This is a genomic window from Microbacterium jejuense (assembly GCF_039544225.1).
GTDB lineage: Bacteria > Actinomycetota > Actinomycetes > Actinomycetales > Microbacteriaceae > Microbacterium > Microbacterium jejuense.
Genome location: NZ_BAABLG010000001.1, coordinates 69,543 through 88,154, shown reverse-complemented (window position 1 = coordinate 88,154; position 18,612 = coordinate 69,543). Strand labels below are relative to the sequence as shown.

At 71.4% G+C, this 18,612-nt stretch carries 16 protein-coding genes and 2 pseudogenes; 9 read left to right on the top strand and 9 right to left on the bottom strand.

Annotated elements, in window-relative coordinates; all coding sequences use genetic code 11:
• Positions 1–40 precede the first annotated feature (40 nt).
• Positions 41–1,084, bottom strand: a complete 1,044-nt coding sequence (locus ABEA46_RS00395; protein ID WP_345542333.1) for an extracellular catalytic domain type 1 short-chain-length polyhydroxyalkanoate depolymerase — start codon at positions 1,082–1,084, stop codon at positions 41–43.
• Positions 1,085–1,272: 188 nt separating this feature from the next.
• Positions 1,273–2,022 carry an EI24 domain-containing protein gene (locus ABEA46_RS00390; RefSeq protein WP_345542332.1) on the bottom strand — a complete coding sequence of 250 codons (750 nt, stop codon included), beginning with the start codon at positions 2,020–2,022 and terminating at the stop codon, positions 1,273–1,275.
• 68 nt (positions 2,023–2,090) lie between these two features.
• Between ABEA46_RS00390 and ABEA46_RS00385 the strand changes: the two genes are divergently transcribed.
• Entirely contained in the window at positions 2,091–2,474 is a 384-nt protein-coding gene (locus ABEA46_RS00385; protein WP_345542331.1) for a hypothetical protein, read from the top strand.
• Between the two features lie 30 nt (positions 2,475–2,504).
• On the opposite strand, the gene ABEA46_RS00380 is transcribed toward ABEA46_RS00385, so the two are convergent.
• The 4 genes and pseudogenes from ABEA46_RS00380 to ABEA46_RS00365 form a co-directional block, all read right to left on the bottom strand.
• Entirely contained in the window at positions 2,505–2,936 is a 432-nt protein-coding gene (locus ABEA46_RS00380) for an SRPBCC family protein (RefSeq protein WP_345542330.1), read from the bottom strand.
• A gap of 90 nt (positions 2,937–3,026) precedes the next feature.
• Complete coding sequence (locus tag ABEA46_RS00375) at positions 3,027–4,211, bottom strand: low temperature requirement protein A (protein ID WP_345542329.1); 1,185 nt, start codon at positions 4,209–4,211, stop codon at positions 3,027–3,029.
• A 67-nt stretch (positions 4,212–4,278) separates the two neighbouring features.
• Positions 4,279–4,617, bottom strand: coding sequence for a Rossmann-fold NAD(P)-binding domain-containing protein (locus ABEA46_RS00370; protein ID WP_345542749.1), 339 nt, complete (start codon positions 4,615–4,617; stop codon positions 4,279–4,281).
• Positions 4,618–4,714: 97 nt separating this feature from the next.
• Positions 4,715–5,164: pseudogene (locus ABEA46_RS00365) on the bottom strand (SDR family NAD(P)-dependent oxidoreductase); the annotation flags it as partial.
• A gap of 342 nt (positions 5,165–5,506) precedes the next feature.
• On the opposite strand from ABEA46_RS00365, the gene ABEA46_RS00360 reads away from it, so the two are divergent.
• The 8 genes and pseudogenes from ABEA46_RS00360 to ABEA46_RS00325 all read left to right on the top strand — a co-directional run bounded on the left by ABEA46_RS00360 (position 5,507) and on the right by ABEA46_RS00325 (position 14,068).
• Positions 5,507–5,941, top strand: coding sequence for a nuclear transport factor 2 family protein (locus tag ABEA46_RS00360; RefSeq protein WP_345542328.1), 435 nt, complete (start codon positions 5,507–5,509; stop codon positions 5,939–5,941).
• Positions 5,942–5,986: 45 nt separating this feature from the next.
• Positions 5,987–8,821: a helix-turn-helix transcriptional regulator gene (locus ABEA46_RS00355; RefSeq protein ID WP_345542327.1), complete on the top strand. Its 2,835-nt coding sequence runs from the start codon at positions 5,987–5,989 to the stop codon at positions 8,819–8,821.
• 113 nt (positions 8,822–8,934) lie between these two features.
• Positions 8,935–10,662 (top strand): carboxylesterase/lipase family protein, encoded by a 1,728-nt coding sequence (locus ABEA46_RS00350; protein ID WP_345542326.1) that lies wholly within the window; start codon positions 8,935–8,937, stop codon positions 10,660–10,662.
• Between the two features lie 270 nt (positions 10,663–10,932).
• Positions 10,933–11,796, top strand: a complete 864-nt coding sequence (locus ABEA46_RS00345; RefSeq protein ID WP_345542325.1) for an alpha/beta fold hydrolase — start codon at positions 10,933–10,935, stop codon at positions 11,794–11,796.
• Positions 11,797–11,824: 28 nt separating this feature from the next.
• Positions 11,825–12,775, top strand: a complete 951-nt coding sequence (locus ABEA46_RS00340; RefSeq protein ID WP_345542324.1) for an alpha/beta fold hydrolase — start codon at positions 11,825–11,827, stop codon at positions 12,773–12,775.
• Complete coding sequence (locus ABEA46_RS00335; protein WP_345542323.1) at positions 12,763–13,245, top strand: alpha/beta fold hydrolase; 483 nt, start codon at positions 12,763–12,765, stop codon at positions 13,243–13,245. The genes ABEA46_RS00340 and ABEA46_RS00335 overlap by 13 nt, the downstream gene beginning before the upstream one ends.
• Positions 13,215–13,550, top strand: a pseudogene (locus ABEA46_RS00330) (alpha/beta fold hydrolase); the annotation flags it as partial. The gene ABEA46_RS00335 and the pseudogene ABEA46_RS00330, both read left to right, overlap by 31 nt.
• Positions 13,547–14,068, top strand: coding sequence for a hypothetical protein (locus ABEA46_RS00325; RefSeq protein ID WP_345542322.1), 522 nt, complete (start codon positions 13,547–13,549; stop codon positions 14,066–14,068). The pseudogene ABEA46_RS00330 and the gene ABEA46_RS00325, both read left to right, overlap by 4 nt.
• Before the next feature lie 91 nt (positions 14,069–14,159).
• Here the strand turns inward: ABEA46_RS00325 and ABEA46_RS00320 are convergent, their stop codons facing one another.
• The 3 genes from ABEA46_RS00320 to dnaB all read right to left on the bottom strand — a co-directional run bounded on the left by ABEA46_RS00320 (position 14,160) and on the right by dnaB (position 18,134).
• A complete protein-coding gene (locus ABEA46_RS00320) occupies positions 14,160–15,062 on the bottom strand; it encodes a MerR family transcriptional regulator (RefSeq protein ID WP_345542321.1) in 903 nt (300 codons plus the stop codon).
• Positions 15,059–16,501 carry an MFS transporter gene (locus ABEA46_RS00315; RefSeq protein ID WP_345542320.1) on the bottom strand — a complete coding sequence of 481 codons (1,443 nt, stop codon included), beginning with the start codon at positions 16,499–16,501 and terminating at the stop codon, positions 15,059–15,061. Before ABEA46_RS00315 ends, ABEA46_RS00320 begins: the two co-directional genes overlap by 4 nt.
• 244 nt (positions 16,502–16,745) lie before the next feature.
• Entirely contained in the window at positions 16,746–18,134 is a 1,389-nt protein-coding gene (dnaB, locus tag ABEA46_RS00310) for a replicative DNA helicase (RefSeq protein WP_425563144.1), read from the bottom strand.
• Positions 18,135–18,612 lie beyond the last annotated feature (478 nt).

Below are 18,612 nucleotides of genomic sequence, written 5' to 3'. Positions count from 1 at the left end.
CAGCCGGCATGACCGACTGCAGCGCCCTCGGCTCACGGGATCAGCCGCGGCGCGGGTGTGCGGCGAAGAAGTCCCACATGATCGCGCTCGCGCTGATCTCGGTCGTCATCGATCCCATGCCGAAGTCACCCATCGGCACCAGGCTGCCGGGCCAGGTGTGCCCCGCACCTGCGACGGTGTAGACCTCGACGGCGCCGCCGGCGCGGCAGCTCGTCCACGATGTGCGCGTGACGTGCGCGCTGACCGGAGTCGCGGTGGCGGACGCGGTGCAGTGGTCGATGTCGGCCCAGCGCTCGGCAGCGTCGAGCACGGTGTAGCCCCAGCGCGGGTCGAGGGCATTGCCCTGGTAGGGGTTGATCGGGTCGGCAGTGCCGTGGAAGGTCACGACCGGCACCGGGTGCTGCGGGTCGCACGTCGCAGTGTCGATCGTCGACGGGGCGGCGGGATCCGGACGACCGGCGCGCAGACCGCTGACGGGGGCGATCGCGGCGATCAGCTTCGGTTCGGCGCAGGCCAGCGCAGAGGCCATGCGGGCGCCGCCCGAGTTGCCGGTCGCGTACACGCGGTTGGCGTCCACGCATCCGGCGGCGCCGACCTGGGCGATGACGTCGACGAGGAACTGCACGTCGTCACGGGTGCCGGGCGCGGGGTAGGCGTTTGCCGTGGTGGGAACCCCGGGGACGTTCCACGCGTACGCTTGGCCGATGCCCGGCACGATCCCGTAATCGACCGCGCCGTTCGGCTCGACGACGATGAAGCCCTTCTCGTCGGCCAGCGCATCGAGCCCCGAGACCATCGACTGGATGGTGCTGTTGTTGTTCGACCCGTGCAGGTCGAGCACGAGCGGCAGCTTCGTGCCTCGCGCGGTCGGCGGCGTGTGCACCCGCACACTGTAGGTGCCGCCCTGCGAGACGACGTTCAGCTGCGACGTGCCCGGCGCGAGCGTCGGCGTGCAGCTTCCGACATTCGGTGAGCCGGCTGCGGCCGGGACTGCGGCGGCCGGGGCCGCGACGGCGACGGATGCTGCGGCCGCGGCGATCGCGACGGTCACAGCGGTGCGCCGCCAACGGGCAAGACGAGGCATGGGAACTCCTTCGTTCATGAAAGCCAAATGTCATTCGGGTTTGGCGTTCTATTCTCACATGCGGACTCGGCTGATCAGGTCTCGAAAGCGCATCGATGTCGACGGGGTGTTCTCATGAGGCGTCGGCCAGCCGCGGCGGCACCGAGCTGTGAAACGTGATGTGATTCCGGATGCCGCGGCACCTGGATTCACGTGTTCTGTGCGCCGACCGGCTCGGGGTCGAGGAGCGAGTGCGCGAGGAGAGTCGATCCGGCCACGGCGGCGGGCATCACCGCGATGGCGCCGAGAGGGATGAGGAAGCACAGCTGCGTGGTGACGCCGAAGCCGAGCACGCGCGCGGGGTGGCGGTGGCGGAGGGCCCTGCGCTCGGAGGCGGCGAGCCCACGAGCACTGAGCGCTCGCGACGAGAGCTCGTCGGCGACGACCCAACCCGTAAGCGTCACGCCGACGACGGTGCTCAGCACGCCGCCCACGATCGGGATGAAACCCAGCGCCAACGAGAGCACGGCGATCAGCAGACCCCGGCTGACCAGTGAGAGCGCGTCGCCGACCGATCGCCAGAAGTCGTACGAGGCGTCGAATCGACTGCCCGAATGGTCAGCCTCGACCACACGCCAGATGCGCTCGTAGAACGGCTCGCCGATCAGCAGCGTGAGAGCGGTGAACGAGATCGCGACCAGCACGAGCGCTGCGCCGACCACCGCAGTACCGACCGTGATCCGGATGACGGTCGCCCACAGCGTCGGCCAGCCGTCGGCGAACGGCGTGAGGGCCTCGGTCAGCCCCGGCAGGAACGCGGCCAGGGTGATCAGCCCGCCGACCAGCAGCAGGCCGACGATGACCGCGGGCACCAGGCCGAGCAGCATGAGCCCTGGGCGACGGCGCCAGTACGCGAAGCCGCGGGCGAGCATCCCGGCCCCTCTCAGCAGTTCGCGCATGGGACCAGGGTAGGTGAGGTGATCCGGCGGCTGTGCCGCCGTCGACGGCGGGTGGATAGCCTGGGCCGATGACCACAGACCCCCGACCGCACCCGCTCCCCACTGCCCCGCCGCGGTCGCCGAACACCGGCAAGAAGGTGGCCTCCGCGGTGATCGCATCAGGGATGCTGCTGTTCGGGCTCGTGTTCACGCCGATCGCGATCGTCGCCCTCGTCCGGGCGCAGCCGCTGGGGCCGGATTGGTCGACAGGGTCGAACGTCGTCAACGTCGTGTTCATGTGGATCTTCGGCTTCGCCCTGCTCCTCCTCAGCGCCATCGCCGCCGCGGGCGCCGTCCTCGCAAAGGCGGCCAAGAGCACCGGCCTGTTCGTCTACGCCCTCATCGTCACAGCGATCGTCCTCATCGGGGCTCTCGCGATGCTCGTGGCCGCAGCGATCACGGTCTCGGGCTGACCGCCGCAGACGTCGCCGAGGCCTGGTCCGTCACACCGCGGCATGCAGCGGGACCGCGAACGCCTTCCGCAGCGATCCCGGCGCGACGAGGGGGAGCAGCAGCGCGAGCAGGCGGCCCTTGACGGATCGAGGGCGGCGGGTCAGCTCGACGTCGACGCGCGTGCCCGCCCCCTCCGGCGTCACCTGGAAGACCCACCCGCCGCCGGGCCCGAACACCTTGGAGTCGAGCGTGGTGATGTCGACGCGGCCGCGGGCGGCATCCCATTCGTAGCGGGCGTGCTCCCACGCGGCCGCCGTGCCCTCGGTCACGACGGCCCAGTTGTCGCCGAGCGCGTCGACCTCGAAGTGCTCCGCGTCGATCGTGGGCCACTGGTCGGGGCGTGAGGAGCTGAAATCGGTCAGCACCGCCATGACCTCGGGGGCGCTGAGGGTGGACTGGAGGTGGAAGCGGATGACGGGCATGGGATGGGTCCTTTCGGGTGAGGTGAGGGCGACGGTCGCGCCCACACCACGAAGATCTCGCGATCACGGTGCGCAGCGCGCCCGTGCCTCCTACTGGTCGGCCGCCGGGGGATGCTGCACCAGAGGCTCCCCGGCACCCGGGGTGCGACGCCCGACGGCCGTCGCCGTGGTCGCGGTGATCGCCGCGACCACGATCGGGACGATCCAGGCGGGGTACCAGGCGGAGGACACCATCACGGCCACGATCAGGCCCGCGCCCGCGAGTGACGCCCCGCACCGGTCGCGGAGCAGGATCCACCGGAAGATCTCCAACCCCACGAGGTAGAGCACGATCCCCGCCCCGAGCGCTGCGACGGCCAGTGCGCTCGCGGGCTCGCCGGGCGCGGCGGCCACGTCGTCCAGCAGGAGCGTGCTGCCGATGGCGACGAGCACCACGCCGGCGACGAGCGGGAAGTGCCCGAAGGTGTAGCCGTCGCGCGCGAGCGACGGCTGCGCCGACCGATCCGCGTGCTCGAGCGCCCGGGCGGCGTCCGCCGAGAGCCGACCGAAGAAGGCCCACCAGAGACTCGCCGTGATCAGGAATCCCAGCAGCGCCACCCCGAGCGCGGACAGGTTCGCCGACCACGGATCGACGCGTGCTCCGGAGGCCAGAACGGTCTCTCCGAGGGCGATGATCAGCACGAGGTCGTGCCGTTCCGTGAAGTGCCGCGGGCTGCCCACACGCCACCCGCGGTAGCGCGCCGCCGAGCGGCCGCCTGCGAAGTCGACGACGAATGCCGCCGCCCACAGTCCCGCCTGCCAGCGGTCGCCGAGAAGCGCCCCGGCGACCAGCAGGCCGATCGACACCGTCTGAGGGCCGAGGTCGAGGAGGAGCTGGCGTCGCAGGCGTGGCCGACCCCGGGCCGTCACCGCGAACAGGACGACGTAGCATCCGCGGACGACGGCGAAGGCGGCAGCCAGCACGAGCGCAGGATTCGCGCCGCCGGGATGCCTCGTCCACGCCTCCGGGATGACGAGGGCGACCACGAACAGGCCCGCCATCGCCACCAGCATCCCGACGCGCACGAAACCGCGATCCAGCCTCACCTGGTTCCCGAGCCAGATGAACGCGCACCATGCCCACCACAGCAGGGCGAGCAGGATCGTCGCCCGCAGCAGGGACGCGGGCTCGGGGTCCGCTTCCACGAGCGCGACCACCCGGGTCAGGGCGAAGACGAACACCAGGTCGAAGAAGATCTCGAACAGCGTCGTGCGGTCGCGGTCACGCGTCGCCACCGCGGCCCCGGCATGAGGTGCCGGTTCCGGCGCAGCAGCGTCAGCCCGGAACAGCGGCCTCATCGCATCATCGCTCCGCCCCGGATGCCGCCGGCAGCGGGAAGTCGGCGGAGAGGCTGACGTCCGCCCACGCGGCAGCCTCGTCGGCGCGTGCCCGGTCGTTCTCGATGACCATGTCGACGGCCGCGGACCCCAGCGGGAGCCGCAGCGGCAGCCGTTCCCGATCCGGCAGCGCGACGAGAAGCTGCGCCGCCCGGACGGGATCGCCCGGCTGGCTGCCCTGGCTCGCACGCCGGAAGTCGTGCAGGGCCCCCACCGTCGCCTCGTAGTCGAACCCGACGGCCGCCATCGTCATCGAGCTGCCCTGCCAGTCCGTGCGAAACGCGCCGGGTTCGACGATCACCACGCGGATGCCCAACGGTGCGACCTCGCGGGCCAGGACCTTCGGAGAACCCCTCGACCGCGAACTTCGCCGTCTGGTAGGCGCCCATGCCCGGCGTGCCGCCGACCCGGCCACCTACGGACGAGAACTGCAGGAAGAGCCCGGAGCGCTGGCGGCGCAGGACCGGCAGCGCTGCCCGCGTCACGTTGACCACCCCGAACAGGTTGGTCTCGACCTGAGCACGGAAGTCTGCGTCGGCCATCTCCTCGATGGGCGCACTGTCGGCGTAGCCGGCGTTGTTGACGACGACATCGATGCGGCCGAACCGCTCGACGGCCGCAGCGACCGCCGCAGTGGCGGCACCGGCGTCGGTCACGTCCAGCGTCCGGGTGAGGATCCGGTCCGGCCCGTGCCGACCGGCGAGCTCGTCGAGTGCCCCCGCCGATCGCGCCGTCGCCACGACCGCGTCGCCCCGCTCGAGGGCGGCCTCGACGATGGCGCGGCCGAAGCCGCGCGTGCTTCCGGTGACCAGCCACACCCTGCTCGGCTGCTGCTGCGTGTTCGCGGGCATGCCCGCTCCTTTCGTCCGGCGTCTGTCCCGTCGACCGACGCATCCGTCGTCGATGCTCGTCGCACGGATGCGATCGTCGCGCCCGGTGTTGTCCCGGGTCCGCCCGCGGGTCGACGGCACCCGGGGGTCGGCCAGGGAGTTCCACCGGCGCGCACGGAGCGGGCGTCGACGAGGCTCGGAGCAGCGGCGGCATCATGCGGCCTGCACATCGGCACACCGGCACACACCAGAGGAGCACCCGATGACCATCCAGATCCAGCGGCCAGGCACCGAGGAGGCGACCGCGGTCGCGACCGTGACAGGCTCCGCCGTCGACGTCGCGTCCGGTCGGGACCTTGCCGAGTGATCGCGCCCTCGCCGCTTGACCGGCTCCTCGTGATCGAGCAGCTGCGGCACCTGCAGGCGCGCCTGTGCCGGCTCGCGTCGGCGCGGGACTGGCCGGCCGTCGAGGAGCTGTTCCTGTCCGACGGCCGGTTCCGCGCCTTCGGCGCCGACGGTGCCCTCACGTGCTTCGCCGACGGCCCCGGCATCGGCCAGGCCATCGACCGGGCGCTGGGCCCGGGAACGCTCATCGTGCGGGCGTTCGGAGAGGAGTTCGAGGTGCTCTCGGACTCGCGTGCCGAGGGTCGCAGCTCCGTCGAGGACCTGCTGTTCGTCGGCGACCGCGAGCGGGTGCTCCACGGCTTCGGCTGGCTGAGCGTGGCGTACCGCCGCGACGGCCGGCAGTGGCGGATCCGATCGGCGGAGTTCACGAGGATCGCCCGTGAACAGCGGTGACCGGCCGTGCGCGAGAGCGCTCTCAGGCCAGTATGCTGACCGAACATGGCGCTCCCTGGACCCCCACCGTCGCTGATCGGTCGCCGCCGCGAACGCGAGCGGCTGGACCGGCTCGTCTCCAGCCTTCGCGGTGGCGAGAGCCGATCCCTCGTGATCCGGTCCGAGGCAGGCCTCGGCAAGTCCGAGCTCCTCGACTACCTCGCCGACCAGGCGACGGGTTGCCGGGTTCTGCGCGCCGTCGGCGTCGAGTCCGAGATGGAGCTCCCGCTGTCGGGCCTGCAGCAGCTGTGCGCTCCGATCCTCGACGGCCTGGACGCGCTGCCCGAACCGCAGGCGGTCGCGCTCGGGGTGGCGTTCGGCCGACGGACGGGTCCCGCCCCCGATCGCTTCCTGGTGGGCCTCGCCACTCTCAGCCTGCTCAGTCACGCCGCCGAGACCCAGCCGCTGCTGTGTGTGGTCGACGACGCGCAATGGCTCGATCAGGCGTCGGCGCAGGTGCTGGCGTTCGTCGCACGACGACTCGTGGCCGAGTCGGTCGGACTCGTGCTCGCCGTGCGCGAGCCGGTCGACGAGCGGTTCGCGGCGATCGACGACCTCACGGTGAGCCCGCTGGACGACGACGACGCCCGCGCGCTGCTGGCGATGGTGATGCCCGGTCCGGTCGACCCGGCTGTCCGCGACCGGATCATCGCGGAGGCGCACGGCAACCCGCTCGCGCTGGTCGAGCTGCACCGCGGCGCCGACGCGCCGGACTTCGGCGGGGTCGCGAGCGCGGTGGGCCGCAACGGCGTCGCCGGACGGATCGAGGCATCGTTCCGGCACCGCGTGGAGCTCCTGCCGGCCGAGACGCGCCGCATCCTGCTGATCACCGCCCTCGAGCCGGTCGGCGACCCCGTCCTGGTGCTCGGCGCCGCGGAACGACTCGGGCTGGACGCCTCGGCCTTCACGCCCGCCGTCGAGGACGATCTCGTCGAGGTCGGCGCGAAAGTGCGGTTCCGGCATCCCCTGGTGCGCTCGGCGGTCGTCGCCGCCCAGCCCGCGGCCGACCGGCGTGCCGCTCACGTGGCGCTGGCGGGAGCGACGGATGCCGAGACCGACCCCGATCGCCGCGCCTGGCACCTCGCCGAGGGTTCGATCGGGCTCGACGAGGATGTCGCCGCGGAGCTGGTGGCGTCCGCGGTGCGCGCGCGACTGCGGGGCGGGCTCGTGGCCGCCGCGATGTTCCACGCACGCGGCGCATCACTGACCCCGGATGCGCAGATGCGCTCGCGCCGAGCTCTGATGGCCGCCGAGGACACCTTCCGCGCGGGCGGCATGCAGCAGGCGCTGCGCCTGCTCGACGGGGCCGAGCCCGAGCTGCTCGACGAGCACCAGCGCGCCCGCATCGATCTGGTGCGCGGTCAGGTGCTCTTCTATGTCGCCCCGGGCCGGAACGCCGCCGGCGCTCTGCTCGAAGCGGCGCGCCGGCTGGAGCCGCACGACAGCGATGCGGCGCTGGCGACCTATGCGAACGCCTACATCGCGGCGGTGCTGGTCGGCTCACGCGCGCAGGGCGTCGGCCTCGTCGACGTCGCGCGGGGCATCCTCGCGGCGCGTCCGGTCGAGCCGCTCAATGATGGCGCGCGCGCCGCGGCCGCCGCGCTGGAGGGCCTGGCCGTGCTCGCCATCGAGGGCTACACGGCGGCGGCCCCACGCCTGCGCGACGCCCTCGCCGCGCTGCGGGCGTTGGACCGGAGCCCGGTCGCAGCACCGCCGGCCGCCCGGGACCCACGGCGGGGGCTGGGCGGCGACATCGGCGATGAGATCGGCGCGCTGCGCTGGCTGCCGCTGGCATGCCTGGTCTCGCGGGTGCTGCTCGACGACGACGCGTACTCGGAGCTCGCCGACGAGTTCGTCGGCGCGTGCCGCCGCGAAGGCGCGCTGTCGTCGCTGCTGATGGCCATGGCCGAGTGGTACCCGCTCCAGCTCATGAGCGGGCACATCGCCCACGCCGAGGAGCAGTATGCCGCCGTCCGCGACGTCATCACCGCACGCGACTTCCCTGAACTCCCCGACCGCGAGGGATGGTTCGCGGCCTATCGCGGGGATGCCGTCGCGATGGGACAGTCGCGGGCGCTGGTGCAGGCGCGAGGCGCAGAGGGCGAGGGGCAGTGGCTCCTCTCCAACGCGCTGCAGGAGGGAATCCTGCACAACGCGACCGGGCGCTATGCCGAGGCACTGGCGGCGACGTCCGCAGCCGACGGTCATCCCTTCGACATCGGCCTGGCGGCGTGGGTCCTCCCCGAGCATGTCGAGGCGGCCGTCCGCGCCGGCGAGCCCGACGAGGCCCGCCGCTCCCTCGCGCGACTGCACGAGATCGCCGAGGCCACGGGCACCGACTGGGCGCGTGGCCTCGCCTCCCGTTCGGCCGCGCTCGTGGCCGATGACCGCGACGCGGAGGCGTTGTACCTCGCGGCGATCGCCGAGCTCGGCCGCACCCGGATCACGACCGCGACCGCGCGGGCCCACCTGCTCTACGGCGAGTGGCTGCGTCGGCAGAACCGGCGTGTCGAAGCCCGGGAGGCGCTGCGGCGGGCGCACGAGCTCTTCACACGGATGGGCGCGCACGCGTTCGCCGACCGCGCGGCCCGTGAACTGGGGGCGACCGGGGAGGTCGTGCACCGCGGCGTCGACGGCCCGGTCGACGAGCTCACCGCGCAGGAACGGCAGATCGCGCGGCTGGCGGCCGGCGGCAACACGAACCCCGAGATCGGCGCGCAGCTGTTCCTCAGCCCCCGGACCGTGGAGTGGCATCTTCGGAAGGTCTTCACGAAGCTCGGGGTGACGTCCCGGCGTCAACTGGCGCGTGCGCTGCGCGAGCCGTTGGCCTCGGTCGGCTAGCGCGCACCCCGTCATCGGCCCGTGTGTCCCGGGTGCAGCCAGGGCACTGCCCGGCTCAGTCCCCGGCAGGACCACCGGCGCGCGGGCGCTGCGCCATCGGCGACGGTGGCTGCATGAACAACAACACCCCACGGCTCCGCGCCTCGTCACCGTCGGCGGCCGCCGACGGCATCGGACGAGAAGGCGCCGGACACCCTCTCCGCACCCTGTCCGTCCGTGTCCTGGCGGTGCTCGCCGCCCTCCTCGTCCTCGCGGCCTGCTGGGCCTCGCTGGCTCCGGCGGCGAGCGCCGCAGAGCTCAGCAGGACGGCATCCACCGATTCATCGTCGCCGGCGACGCTGGTCACCGTCGACAGCGGCGCACTCCAGGGCGTCGCGACCGCGACCGGCGTCGAGTTCCGCGGCGTCCCCTACGCCGCGGCTCCGGTCGGCGACCTGCGCTGGCGATCGCCGCAGCCCGTGTCGGCCTGGACCGGCGTCCGTGACGCCACCGTGTACTCGCCGGTCTGCCCCCAGGCGCCGCCGAGCCCGAACGGGTCGAGTGAGGACTGCCTGTACCTGAACGTGACCGTCCCCGCGGCGGGTGCCGCGGCACGCGGTTCACATGATCTGCCGGTCATCGTCTGGATCCACGGCGGCGGCTTCGAGATCGGCGAGGGCGCGGACTACGAGGCGTCGGATCTCGCGTCGAAGGGCGCCATCGTCGTCACCATCAACTACCGGCTCGGTCTGCTCGGGTTCCTGTCGCACCCGGCGCTCGCTGATGGCGACGGCGCCTCGGGCAACTACGGGCTCATGGACCAGCAGGCAGCCCTCCGCTGGGTGCAGCAGAACATCGGGCGCTTCGGCGGGGATGCCGGCCGGGTGACCATCGCGGGGCAGTCGGCCGGTGGCCTCTCGGTCGAGATGCAGCTGGCCTCGCCCGGCGCGAAGGGCCTGTTCCAGCGCGCGGTGATCCAGAGCGGCGCCTTCGCGCCGATCCAGAAGTCGCTCGCCCAGGCCGAGACCGAGGGACGCGCCGCGGCAGCGGCCCTCGGCTGCGCCGATCAGACGGCCGAGTGCCTGCGCCACGTGCCCGTCGACGCACTCGTCGCGAACCAGCCGCTTTCGATCACCCCCGGCGTGGTGGACGGCACCGTGCTGAAGAGCTCGGTGGGCGTCGCGATCGCGACCGGGCGCTTCAACCGCGTGCCGATCATCAACGGCGTGAACACGCAGGAGGAGCGCATCTTCGTGCCGCTCGGCGTCAGCGTCACCAAGGGCGCCACGGTGATCGGCCCGGGACCGGTGGATGCCGCGAACTACGAGTCGGCGATCGCCTCAAGCCTCGGCGTCGGCGAGCGGACAGCGGCGCGCATCGCGGCGGCGTATCCGCTGTCGGCGTATGCGACCCCCGAGCACGCGTTCACGGCGCTCAACTCCGACGCGAACTTCTCCTGCCCCGCGCTCGCGCTCGACGCGGCCGCGGCGGCCTGGGTGCCCACGTACGCGTACGAGTTCAACGACGCCGAAGCGCCGCAGCTGTACGTGCCCGACGCACTGGGGGCGCCCTCCGCGGCGACGCATCAGTCCGAGCTCGCCTACCTGTTCGGGCAGCCCAACGCGCCGCTGCCCGGTGCACTGACGGCGGACCAGCAGCAGCTCGCGTCGACGATGCAGCAGTCCTGGGTGCAGTTCGCTGCGACCGGGTCGCCGACGACGAGGGATGCCGCGTGGCCCCGGTTCGACCTGCGCATGCAGGTGCTGTCGCTCGATGACCCGGCACCGGCGGTCGAGCGCGGCTTCGCCGTGGATCACAGGTGCGCCCTCTGGGCAGGGGTGGCCCTGTTCGGCTCCCGCTGATCCGTCCACTTCACCTGCCGATCGGATGCCGGCCCCTTCTGGGGGCCGGCATCCCTCATGTTCAGAGCCCGTCGCGCAGGCGCGTCACGCGCGTACCCGGGCCGCATCCCAGTGCCCCGGGCCCGCACCCCCGGGGGTCGAGCCGGTAGGCGGAACCGGCGCCGTGCGAAGCGCTTCGGCGGGATCGTCGAAGCACGTCGCGGCGATCCCGCCCGACGTCACAGGACGAGTGGCCCGGCGGTCATTCGCTCATGAGACGAAGGAGCATCCATGTCCATCCAGGACGTCATGACCACCGGCATCCACACCGACCGGGTCTCGGTCGAAGGCGACGAGCTCGTCTTCGACGTGCGCGGCACGGGGGCGCCCATCATCCTGCTGCCGGGCACCCCCGGCGACGCCTCCGCGTACGGGTTGATCGCCGACCCGCTCGCCGCCGACCACACGGTGATCACGTACGACCCGCGGGGGTTCGGACGCAGCACGGGCGACGCGCCGCGGCAGTACGAGATCGGGCAGCAGGCACGAGATGTCCGCGCGGTGCTGCGCGCGGCCGGCGTCGGCCGCGCGCTCGTGTTCGGCAACAACGCGGGTGCCCTGGTGGGGCTCGAACTCGCGAAGCACCACCCCGAGCTCATCGACGGCTTCGTGGCCCATGAGCCGCCGGTGATCAGGGTGCTTCCCGACGGGGACGACTTCCGCGCGGCGATCGCCGGCATCTACCGCACGGCATGGACCGAGGGTTCCAAGCCCGCCTTCTTCGACTTCCTGGCGCTGACGCAGCTCCCGTTCAACGCGGGCAAGCCGTTCAGCCAGGCCGAGGTCGACGCGCTGCGTCCGAACCTGGACGCGCTCCCGGGCCTGGACTTCGCGGACTTCTACGTGAAGGAGCAGATGCTCCCGCTCACGAACTACGCGCCCGCCCTCGCGGCGATCACGGCGAACGGCGTGAAGGTCGTGGCAGGCGCGGGCGAACTGAGCCTCGGGCTCCCCTTCGGGCGGACCTCGCGCCGCATCGCCGACGAACTGGGGGTCCCGTTCGTCACCTTCCCGGGCCACCACGGCTCGCACACCGACCCGGCGACCGCCGACGCGTGGCTGGCCGTGCTGCGCGAGGCGCTGGCCGCGCTCTGATCCGGAACCACGGACGAAAGGAATCAGCATGTCTCAGACACTCCGCCCGACCGAGACCGCGGCGCCGGCCGCCGACCTCTTCTCGGGCCTGCGCCACATCGACGCCGGCGAGCTGAACGTCGCGTACGTCGACGAAGGACCCCGCGACGGCACGGTCGTCCTGCTGCTGCACGGCTGGCCGTACGACATCCGCAGTTTCGTCGAGGTCGTCCCCCGACTCGTCGATGCCGGCCACCGGGTGCTCCTGCCGTACCTGCGCGGTCATGGCGAGACCGTCTTCCGCTCACCTGAGACGCTGCGCAACGCGCAGCAGTCGGCACTGGCGGACGATGCCCTCGCCCTGTTGGACGCGCTCGGCGTGGATCGTGCGATCGTCGCCGGCTTCGACTGGGGCGCCCGCACGGCGGACATCGTCGCCGCCCTGCATCCCGACCGCACTCTCGGACTCGTCTCGGTGAGCGGTTACCTCATCGGCAGCCAAGCCGCCGGCGCCGTCCCGCTTCCGCCGGCTGCCGAGCTGCAGTGGTGGTACCAGTACTACTTCGCCACCGAGCGCGGTAGGGAAGGCTACGACCGATACCGCCGCGACTTCGCGAAGCTGATCTGGCGCCTCGCCTCGCCGCAGTGGGCCTTCGACGACGACGCGTTCGCCGCGGCCGCCGTCGCGTTCGACAACCCCGACCACGTCGACATCGTGATCCACAACTACCGGTGGCGCCTCGGACTCGCCGAAGGCGATCCGCGGCTCGACGCGACCGAGGCCCTGCTCGCGCACGCGCCGTCGATCGACGTGCCGACGATCACGCTCGAGGGCGATGCGAACGGAGCACCGCATCCCGACGCCTCCGCCTACGCATCGAAGTTCTCGGGACGCTACGAGCACCGCGTGATCGCCGGAGGCATCGGGCACAACCTTCCCCAGGAGGCACCGGAGGCCTTCGCCCGCGCGATCCTCGACGTGGGGCGGTGGGCCCGGTGACCCGCGACACCAACGGCAGCGGCACCTCGCCTGCCGTCGTGCTGGTGCACGGGGCCTTCGCCGAATCCGCCTCGTGGAACGGCGTGCTGTCGCGACTGCGTGCGCGAGGTCTCGACGCGTCGGCGATCGCCAACCCGCTCCGGTCGCTCGCGGGCGACGCCGCCTATGTGCGGGACGTCGTCGCGTCGCTCGGGCGACCGGTCGTGCTGGTGGGCCACTCGTACGGCGGGATGGTCATCACGGAGGCGGCGGCGGGCGACGCCGCGGTCGTGGGGCTCGTCTATGTGTCGGCGTTCGTCCCCGCGACCGGGCAGAGCGCCCTGGGACTCTCGAACAGTGAGCCGGGCAGCACGCTGGGCGACGCGCTCGCCTCGTACCCTCTCGCCGCGGGCGGCAACGAGTTCGCGATCCGGCCCGATGCCTCCCGGCCCAGTTCGCCGGGGATGTGCCCGAGGCCGAGGCGCGTCTGATGGCGGCGACGCAGCGTCCCGTCACCGAAGCGGCGCTGACCGCGGGCCTCGTGGCCGACGAGCCGGCATGGGCCCGGGTCCCTTCCTGGCACGTGTTCGGCAGTGCCGACCGGAACATCCCACCGGCGGTCATGCGAGCGGGCGCCGCACGCGCCGTCGCGCGAGGCACGGTCGAGCTTCCGGGCGCCTCGCATGCCGTGGCCGTTTCCCAGCCCGATGCCGTGACCGCGATCGTGCTCGACGCGGTCGCGGGCGTGATGGGCGGGATGCCGGGCGATCCCGACCGCGGGGAGGTGGTCCCATGAGCGCCGTGACCGGACACGACGGGCCGCCCGGACACGACGGGCCGTCCCGGCACGACCGTCGCGCGGCGGCCGACTACGAGCGGGCGCACGTCGCGCACGGACCTGTGCTCTCGCCGATCACGGCCGAAGAGGTCGAGTGGTTCGATCGTCTCACCCCGTCGCAGCTGGACGTGCTCTATCAGCACCTGGTTGAGGCCACGCTCCCGACGGTGGAGCGCGACCGGACCGCACGCGCCGGAACGACCACGCCGGAGGGCGGCGCGTCCGACGGTTCCGCGTTGCGACGCACGCTCTGGGAGCGCGTCCTGGACGTCGTCGGGAAGATCGTCGACACCCTGGCGGCGGGCTCCGTCGCCGGTGCGGTGGCCGCCGGGCTGGTCACTGCGCCGCCGACGCCGTACGCCGTGGACGGCGTGATCTACCCGTACTTCTGGTGGTACGGCTACTGGGCCGGCAGCGCGCAGGCCTGGGAGGATCCGAGGTACTCGCGGACGGACTCGGACGAAGCCTCGTCCTGACGTCGACGAGCGCACCGCCACGCGGGGTGACGGGCCGGCTGCGTCAGCCCGTCACCCCGCGTTGCGGTCGCCGATGCGTGCCACAACCTGGTCAAGTGGCTCGGAACACCGGCCACGAGATCTCTGTGCGGAAGTCCTGTTCTCGCTCGGTGTCGAGTTGCGAGGTCACGAAGTCCTCCCGGATCGGACCGGCTACGCCGATGGCCCGCTCTGCCACCCAGGAGCCGAGGGCACCGTAGGTCATGTCCATGTCACGGTGCGCACCCTCGTGCATCATCACGGCCGTGTCGCCGGCGGGCAGCTCGAACCAGTGCGCCCGCTCCGACCGGATGTCCGCCTGGCTCCGCTCTCGCACGGGCACGAACGCGACGAGTCGCCCTCGCCCGCGTTCGAAGAGTTCCGGATAGAAGAGGGTTCCAGGCACCCCGGCGCGCCGCGCTCCGACCTGATCGGCTTCGGCGAGCAGCTCGGTCAGCGCCTCGACCAGCCAGCCGCCGACATCGGCCATGTTCAGCTCCTCGTCGATCGCGAGTGCGGCCTGCTGCGCGCCGGTGTGGAACGACACGGCGACGGGGGACGACACTGCGGGATCGAGCAATGAGCGGAGGGAGGCGACGGCGGCGCTCGTTGCGGCGAGCTGTTCTTCCATGCGCCGGAGGTGCGCGGCGATGGCGCGGTTGCGGGCGTCCACACCGGGAGTGGTGACGACCTCGCGCACGTCATCTATCGGCATGTCGAGGGCGCGTAGCCGCTTGACCACCTGCGCGATCGGCACCTGATCGGTCGCGTAGCGGCGATACGCGCTGTCGGGGTCGATGCTGCACGGCTCGAGCACACCGACCTCGTGGTAGTAGCGCAGCGCCTTCACCGTGAGATGCGTCATACGCGAGAAGTCGCCGATCGAGACCAGGGTGCGTGCCACGCCGTCGATCCTGCCAGGCACCGCATACACGGCGGGATGCCGGCGCTCGTGCTCGAAGGCGAGCCAGGTCATCGCGCACCCCCTCGCGGCAACAGGCACGTGATGCCGAGCGTGGCTGCGGAGATGACGGCGAGCAGGATCAAACTGACCGCGTAGGCATCCGCGACGCCCCAGCCGTCCAGCATCCCGAAGAACACGGTGCCGATGACGGCGACGCCCAGTGACCCGCCCACCTGCTGCATGGTCGACAGCGCGCCCGAGACAATGCCTGCCTGTTCCGGCGTGGCGGCGGCGAGCACGAGGCGCGTGGACGGCGGGATGCTCAGACCCTGTGCCACGCCGCACAGGGCGAACCCCGGCAGCAGCCACATGACATCGGCACTGGTCAGCGCAACAGCCACGAGCGCCGCGAAGCCGACGAGGTTGCAGACCGCGCCGACCACAAGCACGCCCCTTCCGATACGAGCCGCGATGCGTGGAGCGAACGTGACGGCGACGAGGTAGGGAATCGCGAGACCGAGGAACAGCAAGCCCGCGTCGAGGGCGGCGAGGCCGCGTCCCAACTGGAGATAGAGGGTGAGCACGACGAAGAACGATGCCTGCCCGCACCAGAACACCAGTTGCCACAGCAGGCCGGAGCGGAATGCGGACGTGCGCACGAGCATCCGCGGAAACATCGGCTCACCACCGGCGGCCTCGAGGCGGCGCTGCTGCGCGAGGAACGCGGCGACGAGCGCCGGAACCAGCGCCAGGCACGACCACACCCACAGCGCCCAGCCCGCGTCGCGCCCCTCGATCAGCGGGAGCACGAGCGCGACCACCGCCGTCGTCATGAGGAGCATGCCCCACACATCCAGTCGGCGGGCGAGCCCTCGGGTCGCGGGAACCACGAACGGTGTGAGTACGAGCGCGAGGATGCCCAGCGGCACGTTGATCGCGAAGATGGAGCGCCACCCCATACCCAGCACGTCGCCGCTCACCAGCAATCCGCCGATGATCTGGCCGGCTGCCGCCCCGACGCCGAGCACTGCGGCGTAGTACCCGACCGCGCGTCCCCGAGCCGCACCCGTGAACAGCGCCCCGATCATCGCCAGCACACTGGTCATGACGAAGGCTGCTGCGATTCCCTGCACGAGGCGGCCGCCGATCAGCACCTCCACATTCGGCGCGACGGTGCACAGGAACGAGGCGGCGGTGAACGCCGCCGCGCCGGCGATGAACGACCTGCGCCGTCCGAACCGATCGCCCAGTCGGCCGGCGGTGAGCAGCGTCGCTGCGACACCCAGGGAGTACGCCGCGACCAGCCATTGAAGGGCTCCGGAGGAAGTGTGCAGGTCGGTCTGCACCGAGGGCAGCGCCACGTTGACGATGAAGAAGTCGATCGCCGTGATGAAGGTGCCGATGAACAGCGCGCTCAACGCGCGCCATGGCGGAGGTGCGTCGGCCTGTGCCGGGGCGGACTCTGCTGAGCCGCGGCTGTCGACGCGCAGCTCGGTGTCGTTTGCTGTCATGACACCTTTCTCGAGCCTCCCCTGGCGGGAGAGTCAAGCGGCGCCGCGAATTCGGACGACCGCTCGGTGGATCAGACTGGCAGCGCCCCTCCCAGTAGCGCGTCTCTGCGGACCCCCGATGCGGGTGCGCCTGTGCCACGAGCAACCGGGTGTCTACGGCCCCGATCGCCGTCCAGGGTCGCCGGCGTGTCCTCGGCAACTTCCCCGACGACGGCGAATTCACGCGAAGTATCGGATCCGACTATCAGCCGAAGTCGCCCGGAGCCATGTCGGTGAAGCGCGAGAAGTGCCCCTGGAACGCCACCGTGATCGTGTCGGTGGGGCCGTTGCGGTGCTTGGCGACGATGAGGTCGGCCTCGCCGGCGCGCGGCGAGTCCTTCTCGTAGGCGGCCTCGCGGTGCAGCAGCACGACCATGTCGGCGTCCTGCTCGATCGAGCCCGACTCACGCAGGTCCGACAGGGCGGGCTTCTTGTCGGCGCGCTGCTCGGCACCACGGTTCAGCTGCGACAGCGCGATGACCGGGACCTGCAGCTCCTTCGCGAGCAGCTTGAGCGCACGTGAGAACTCCGAGACCTCTTGCTGGCGCGACTCGACGCGCTTGCCCGAGGTCATGAGCTGCAGATAGTCGATGACGACGAGCTTGAGGCCCGCGCGCTGCTTGAGGCGCCGGCACTTGGCGCGGATCTCGACGAGCGTCATGTTGGGGCTGTCGTCGATGTACAGCGGTGCGTCGTTGATACGGCCGCGAGTCGCGGCCACCGTGGTCCAGTCGCGCGAGTCGAGCGTGCCCTTGCGCATCGACTGCAGCGGGATCGCGCCCTCGGCGCTCAGCAGGCGCATCGCGATCTCGCTGCGCCCCATCTCGAGCGAGAAGAAGATCGTAGGCATGTCGTGCTTGACGGCCGCCGAGCGCGCGAAGTCGAGCGCGAGCGTCGACTTACCCATCGCGGGTCGCGCGGCGATGATGATCATCTGACCGGGGTGCAGTCCGTTGGTGAGCTGGTCGAGACCCGAGAAGCCGGTCGGGATGCCGGTCATCTGGCCGTCCCGGCCACGCGCGGCCTCGATCTCTTCGACGGCGGCGTCGACGGCGATGGTCAGCGGGACGTAGTCCTCGGCCTGCTCGGCGCCGGTGACCGAGTAGATCTCGGCCTGCGCGTTGTTCACGAGGTCGAGCGCCTCGCCCTGCCCCGAGTAGCCCATCTGCACGATGCGGGTGCCCGCCTCGACGAGGCGGCGCAGCAGCGCGCGCTCCGACACGATCGACGCGTAGTAGCCGGCGTTGGCCGCGGTCGGGACGATCGAGGTGAGAGTGTGCAGATAGTCGGCACCGCCGGCGCGCTGAAGGTCGCCGGTCTTGATGAGCTCGTCGGTGACGGCGACGACGTCGGTCGGCTCGCCGTGCGAGTAGAGGGTGAGGATCGCCTCGAAGATCAGCTCGTGCTTCGGGATGTAGAAGTCCGTGCCGCGGAGGGTCTCGATGACGTCGGCGACCGCATCTTTCGAGAGCAGCATTCCGCCGAGCGCGCTCTGCTCGGCGAGGAGGTCATGCGGGGGAGTGCGTTCGTACTCGCTGCGTCCGTTGTCACGGGGCCCACCCATGCGCTCTTCGGAGATGTCGGCGATCGACATAGGGTCCGCGGCCTCCTATCGTTCGCTCTTTGGACGAAGACGCGCGCGATCCTGCGCCCCCGGGTAGCCACAGGCCACGCTAAGGAGGGCCTCGGACACGCGCAACACGGCCTGTGGATAACTGTGTGGAAAGCCTGAGAGAAACGCCGACACACCTGTGAAGAACCTCTGTGGAGAACTCCTGGGGTATCTGGGGGATATATCGCAGAAATCGGCTCTGATCAGGCATCCACGATTCCACAGCCTGTGGAGGGATTCGTGGTTGAAGCAGAGGTTGAAGGTTTGGCGGAACGCTGTGGCCTGTGCACAATTCCGGGGACGCGCGATCCCCTCGCGCGAGTGACGCGTACGAGCCGCCGATCACGAAGACACTCTGGACACGGTGCGGAACGGCACGCTACCCTCGGAGCTCCAGGCACCCTCACGCACGATCCGTTCGGCCGTTCCACTGTCCGTTCTGGATGTGCGGCATATTCGT

Bases quoted from the DNA above. Each gene is read 5' to 3' on its own strand.
- ABEA46_RS00315 (WP_345542320.1), bottom strand. From the start codon at position 16,501: ATGACAGCAAACGACACCGAGCTGCGCGTCGACAGCCGCGGCTCAGCA.
- dnaB (WP_425563144.1), bottom strand. From the start codon at position 18,134: ATGTCGATCGCCGACATCTCCGAAGAGCGCATGGGTGGGCCCCGTGAC.
- ABEA46_RS00395 (WP_345542333.1), bottom strand. From the start codon at position 1,084: ATGCCTCGTCTTGCCCGTTGGCGGCGCACCGCTGTGACCGTCGCGATC.
- ABEA46_RS00390 (WP_345542332.1), bottom strand. From the start codon at position 2,022: ATGCGCGAACTGCTGAGAGGGGCCGGGATGCTCGCCCGCGGCTTCGCG.
- ABEA46_RS00350 (WP_345542326.1), top strand. From the start codon at position 8,935: ATGAACAACAACACCCCACGGCTCCGCGCCTCGTCACCGTCGGCGGCC.
- ABEA46_RS00340 (WP_345542324.1), top strand. From the start codon at position 11,825: ATGTCTCAGACACTCCGCCCGACCGAGACCGCGGCGCCGGCCGCCGAC.
- ABEA46_RS00325 (WP_345542322.1), top strand. From the start codon at position 13,547: ATGAGCGCCGTGACCGGACACGACGGGCCGCCCGGACACGACGGGCCG.
- ABEA46_RS00320 (WP_345542321.1), bottom strand. From the start codon at position 15,062: ATGACCTGGCTCGCCTTCGAGCACGAGCGCCGGCATCCCGCCGTGTAT.
- ABEA46_RS00355 (WP_345542327.1), top strand. From the start codon at position 5,987: ATGGCGCTCCCTGGACCCCCACCGTCGCTGATCGGTCGCCGCCGCGAA.
- ABEA46_RS00380 (WP_345542330.1), bottom strand. From the start codon at position 2,936: ATGCCCGTCATCCGCTTCCACCTCCAGTCCACCCTCAGCGCCCCCGAG.
- ABEA46_RS00385 (WP_345542331.1), top strand. From the start codon at position 2,091: ATGACCACAGACCCCCGACCGCACCCGCTCCCCACTGCCCCGCCGCGG.
- ABEA46_RS00345 (WP_345542325.1), top strand. From the start codon at position 10,933: ATGTCCATCCAGGACGTCATGACCACCGGCATCCACACCGACCGGGTC.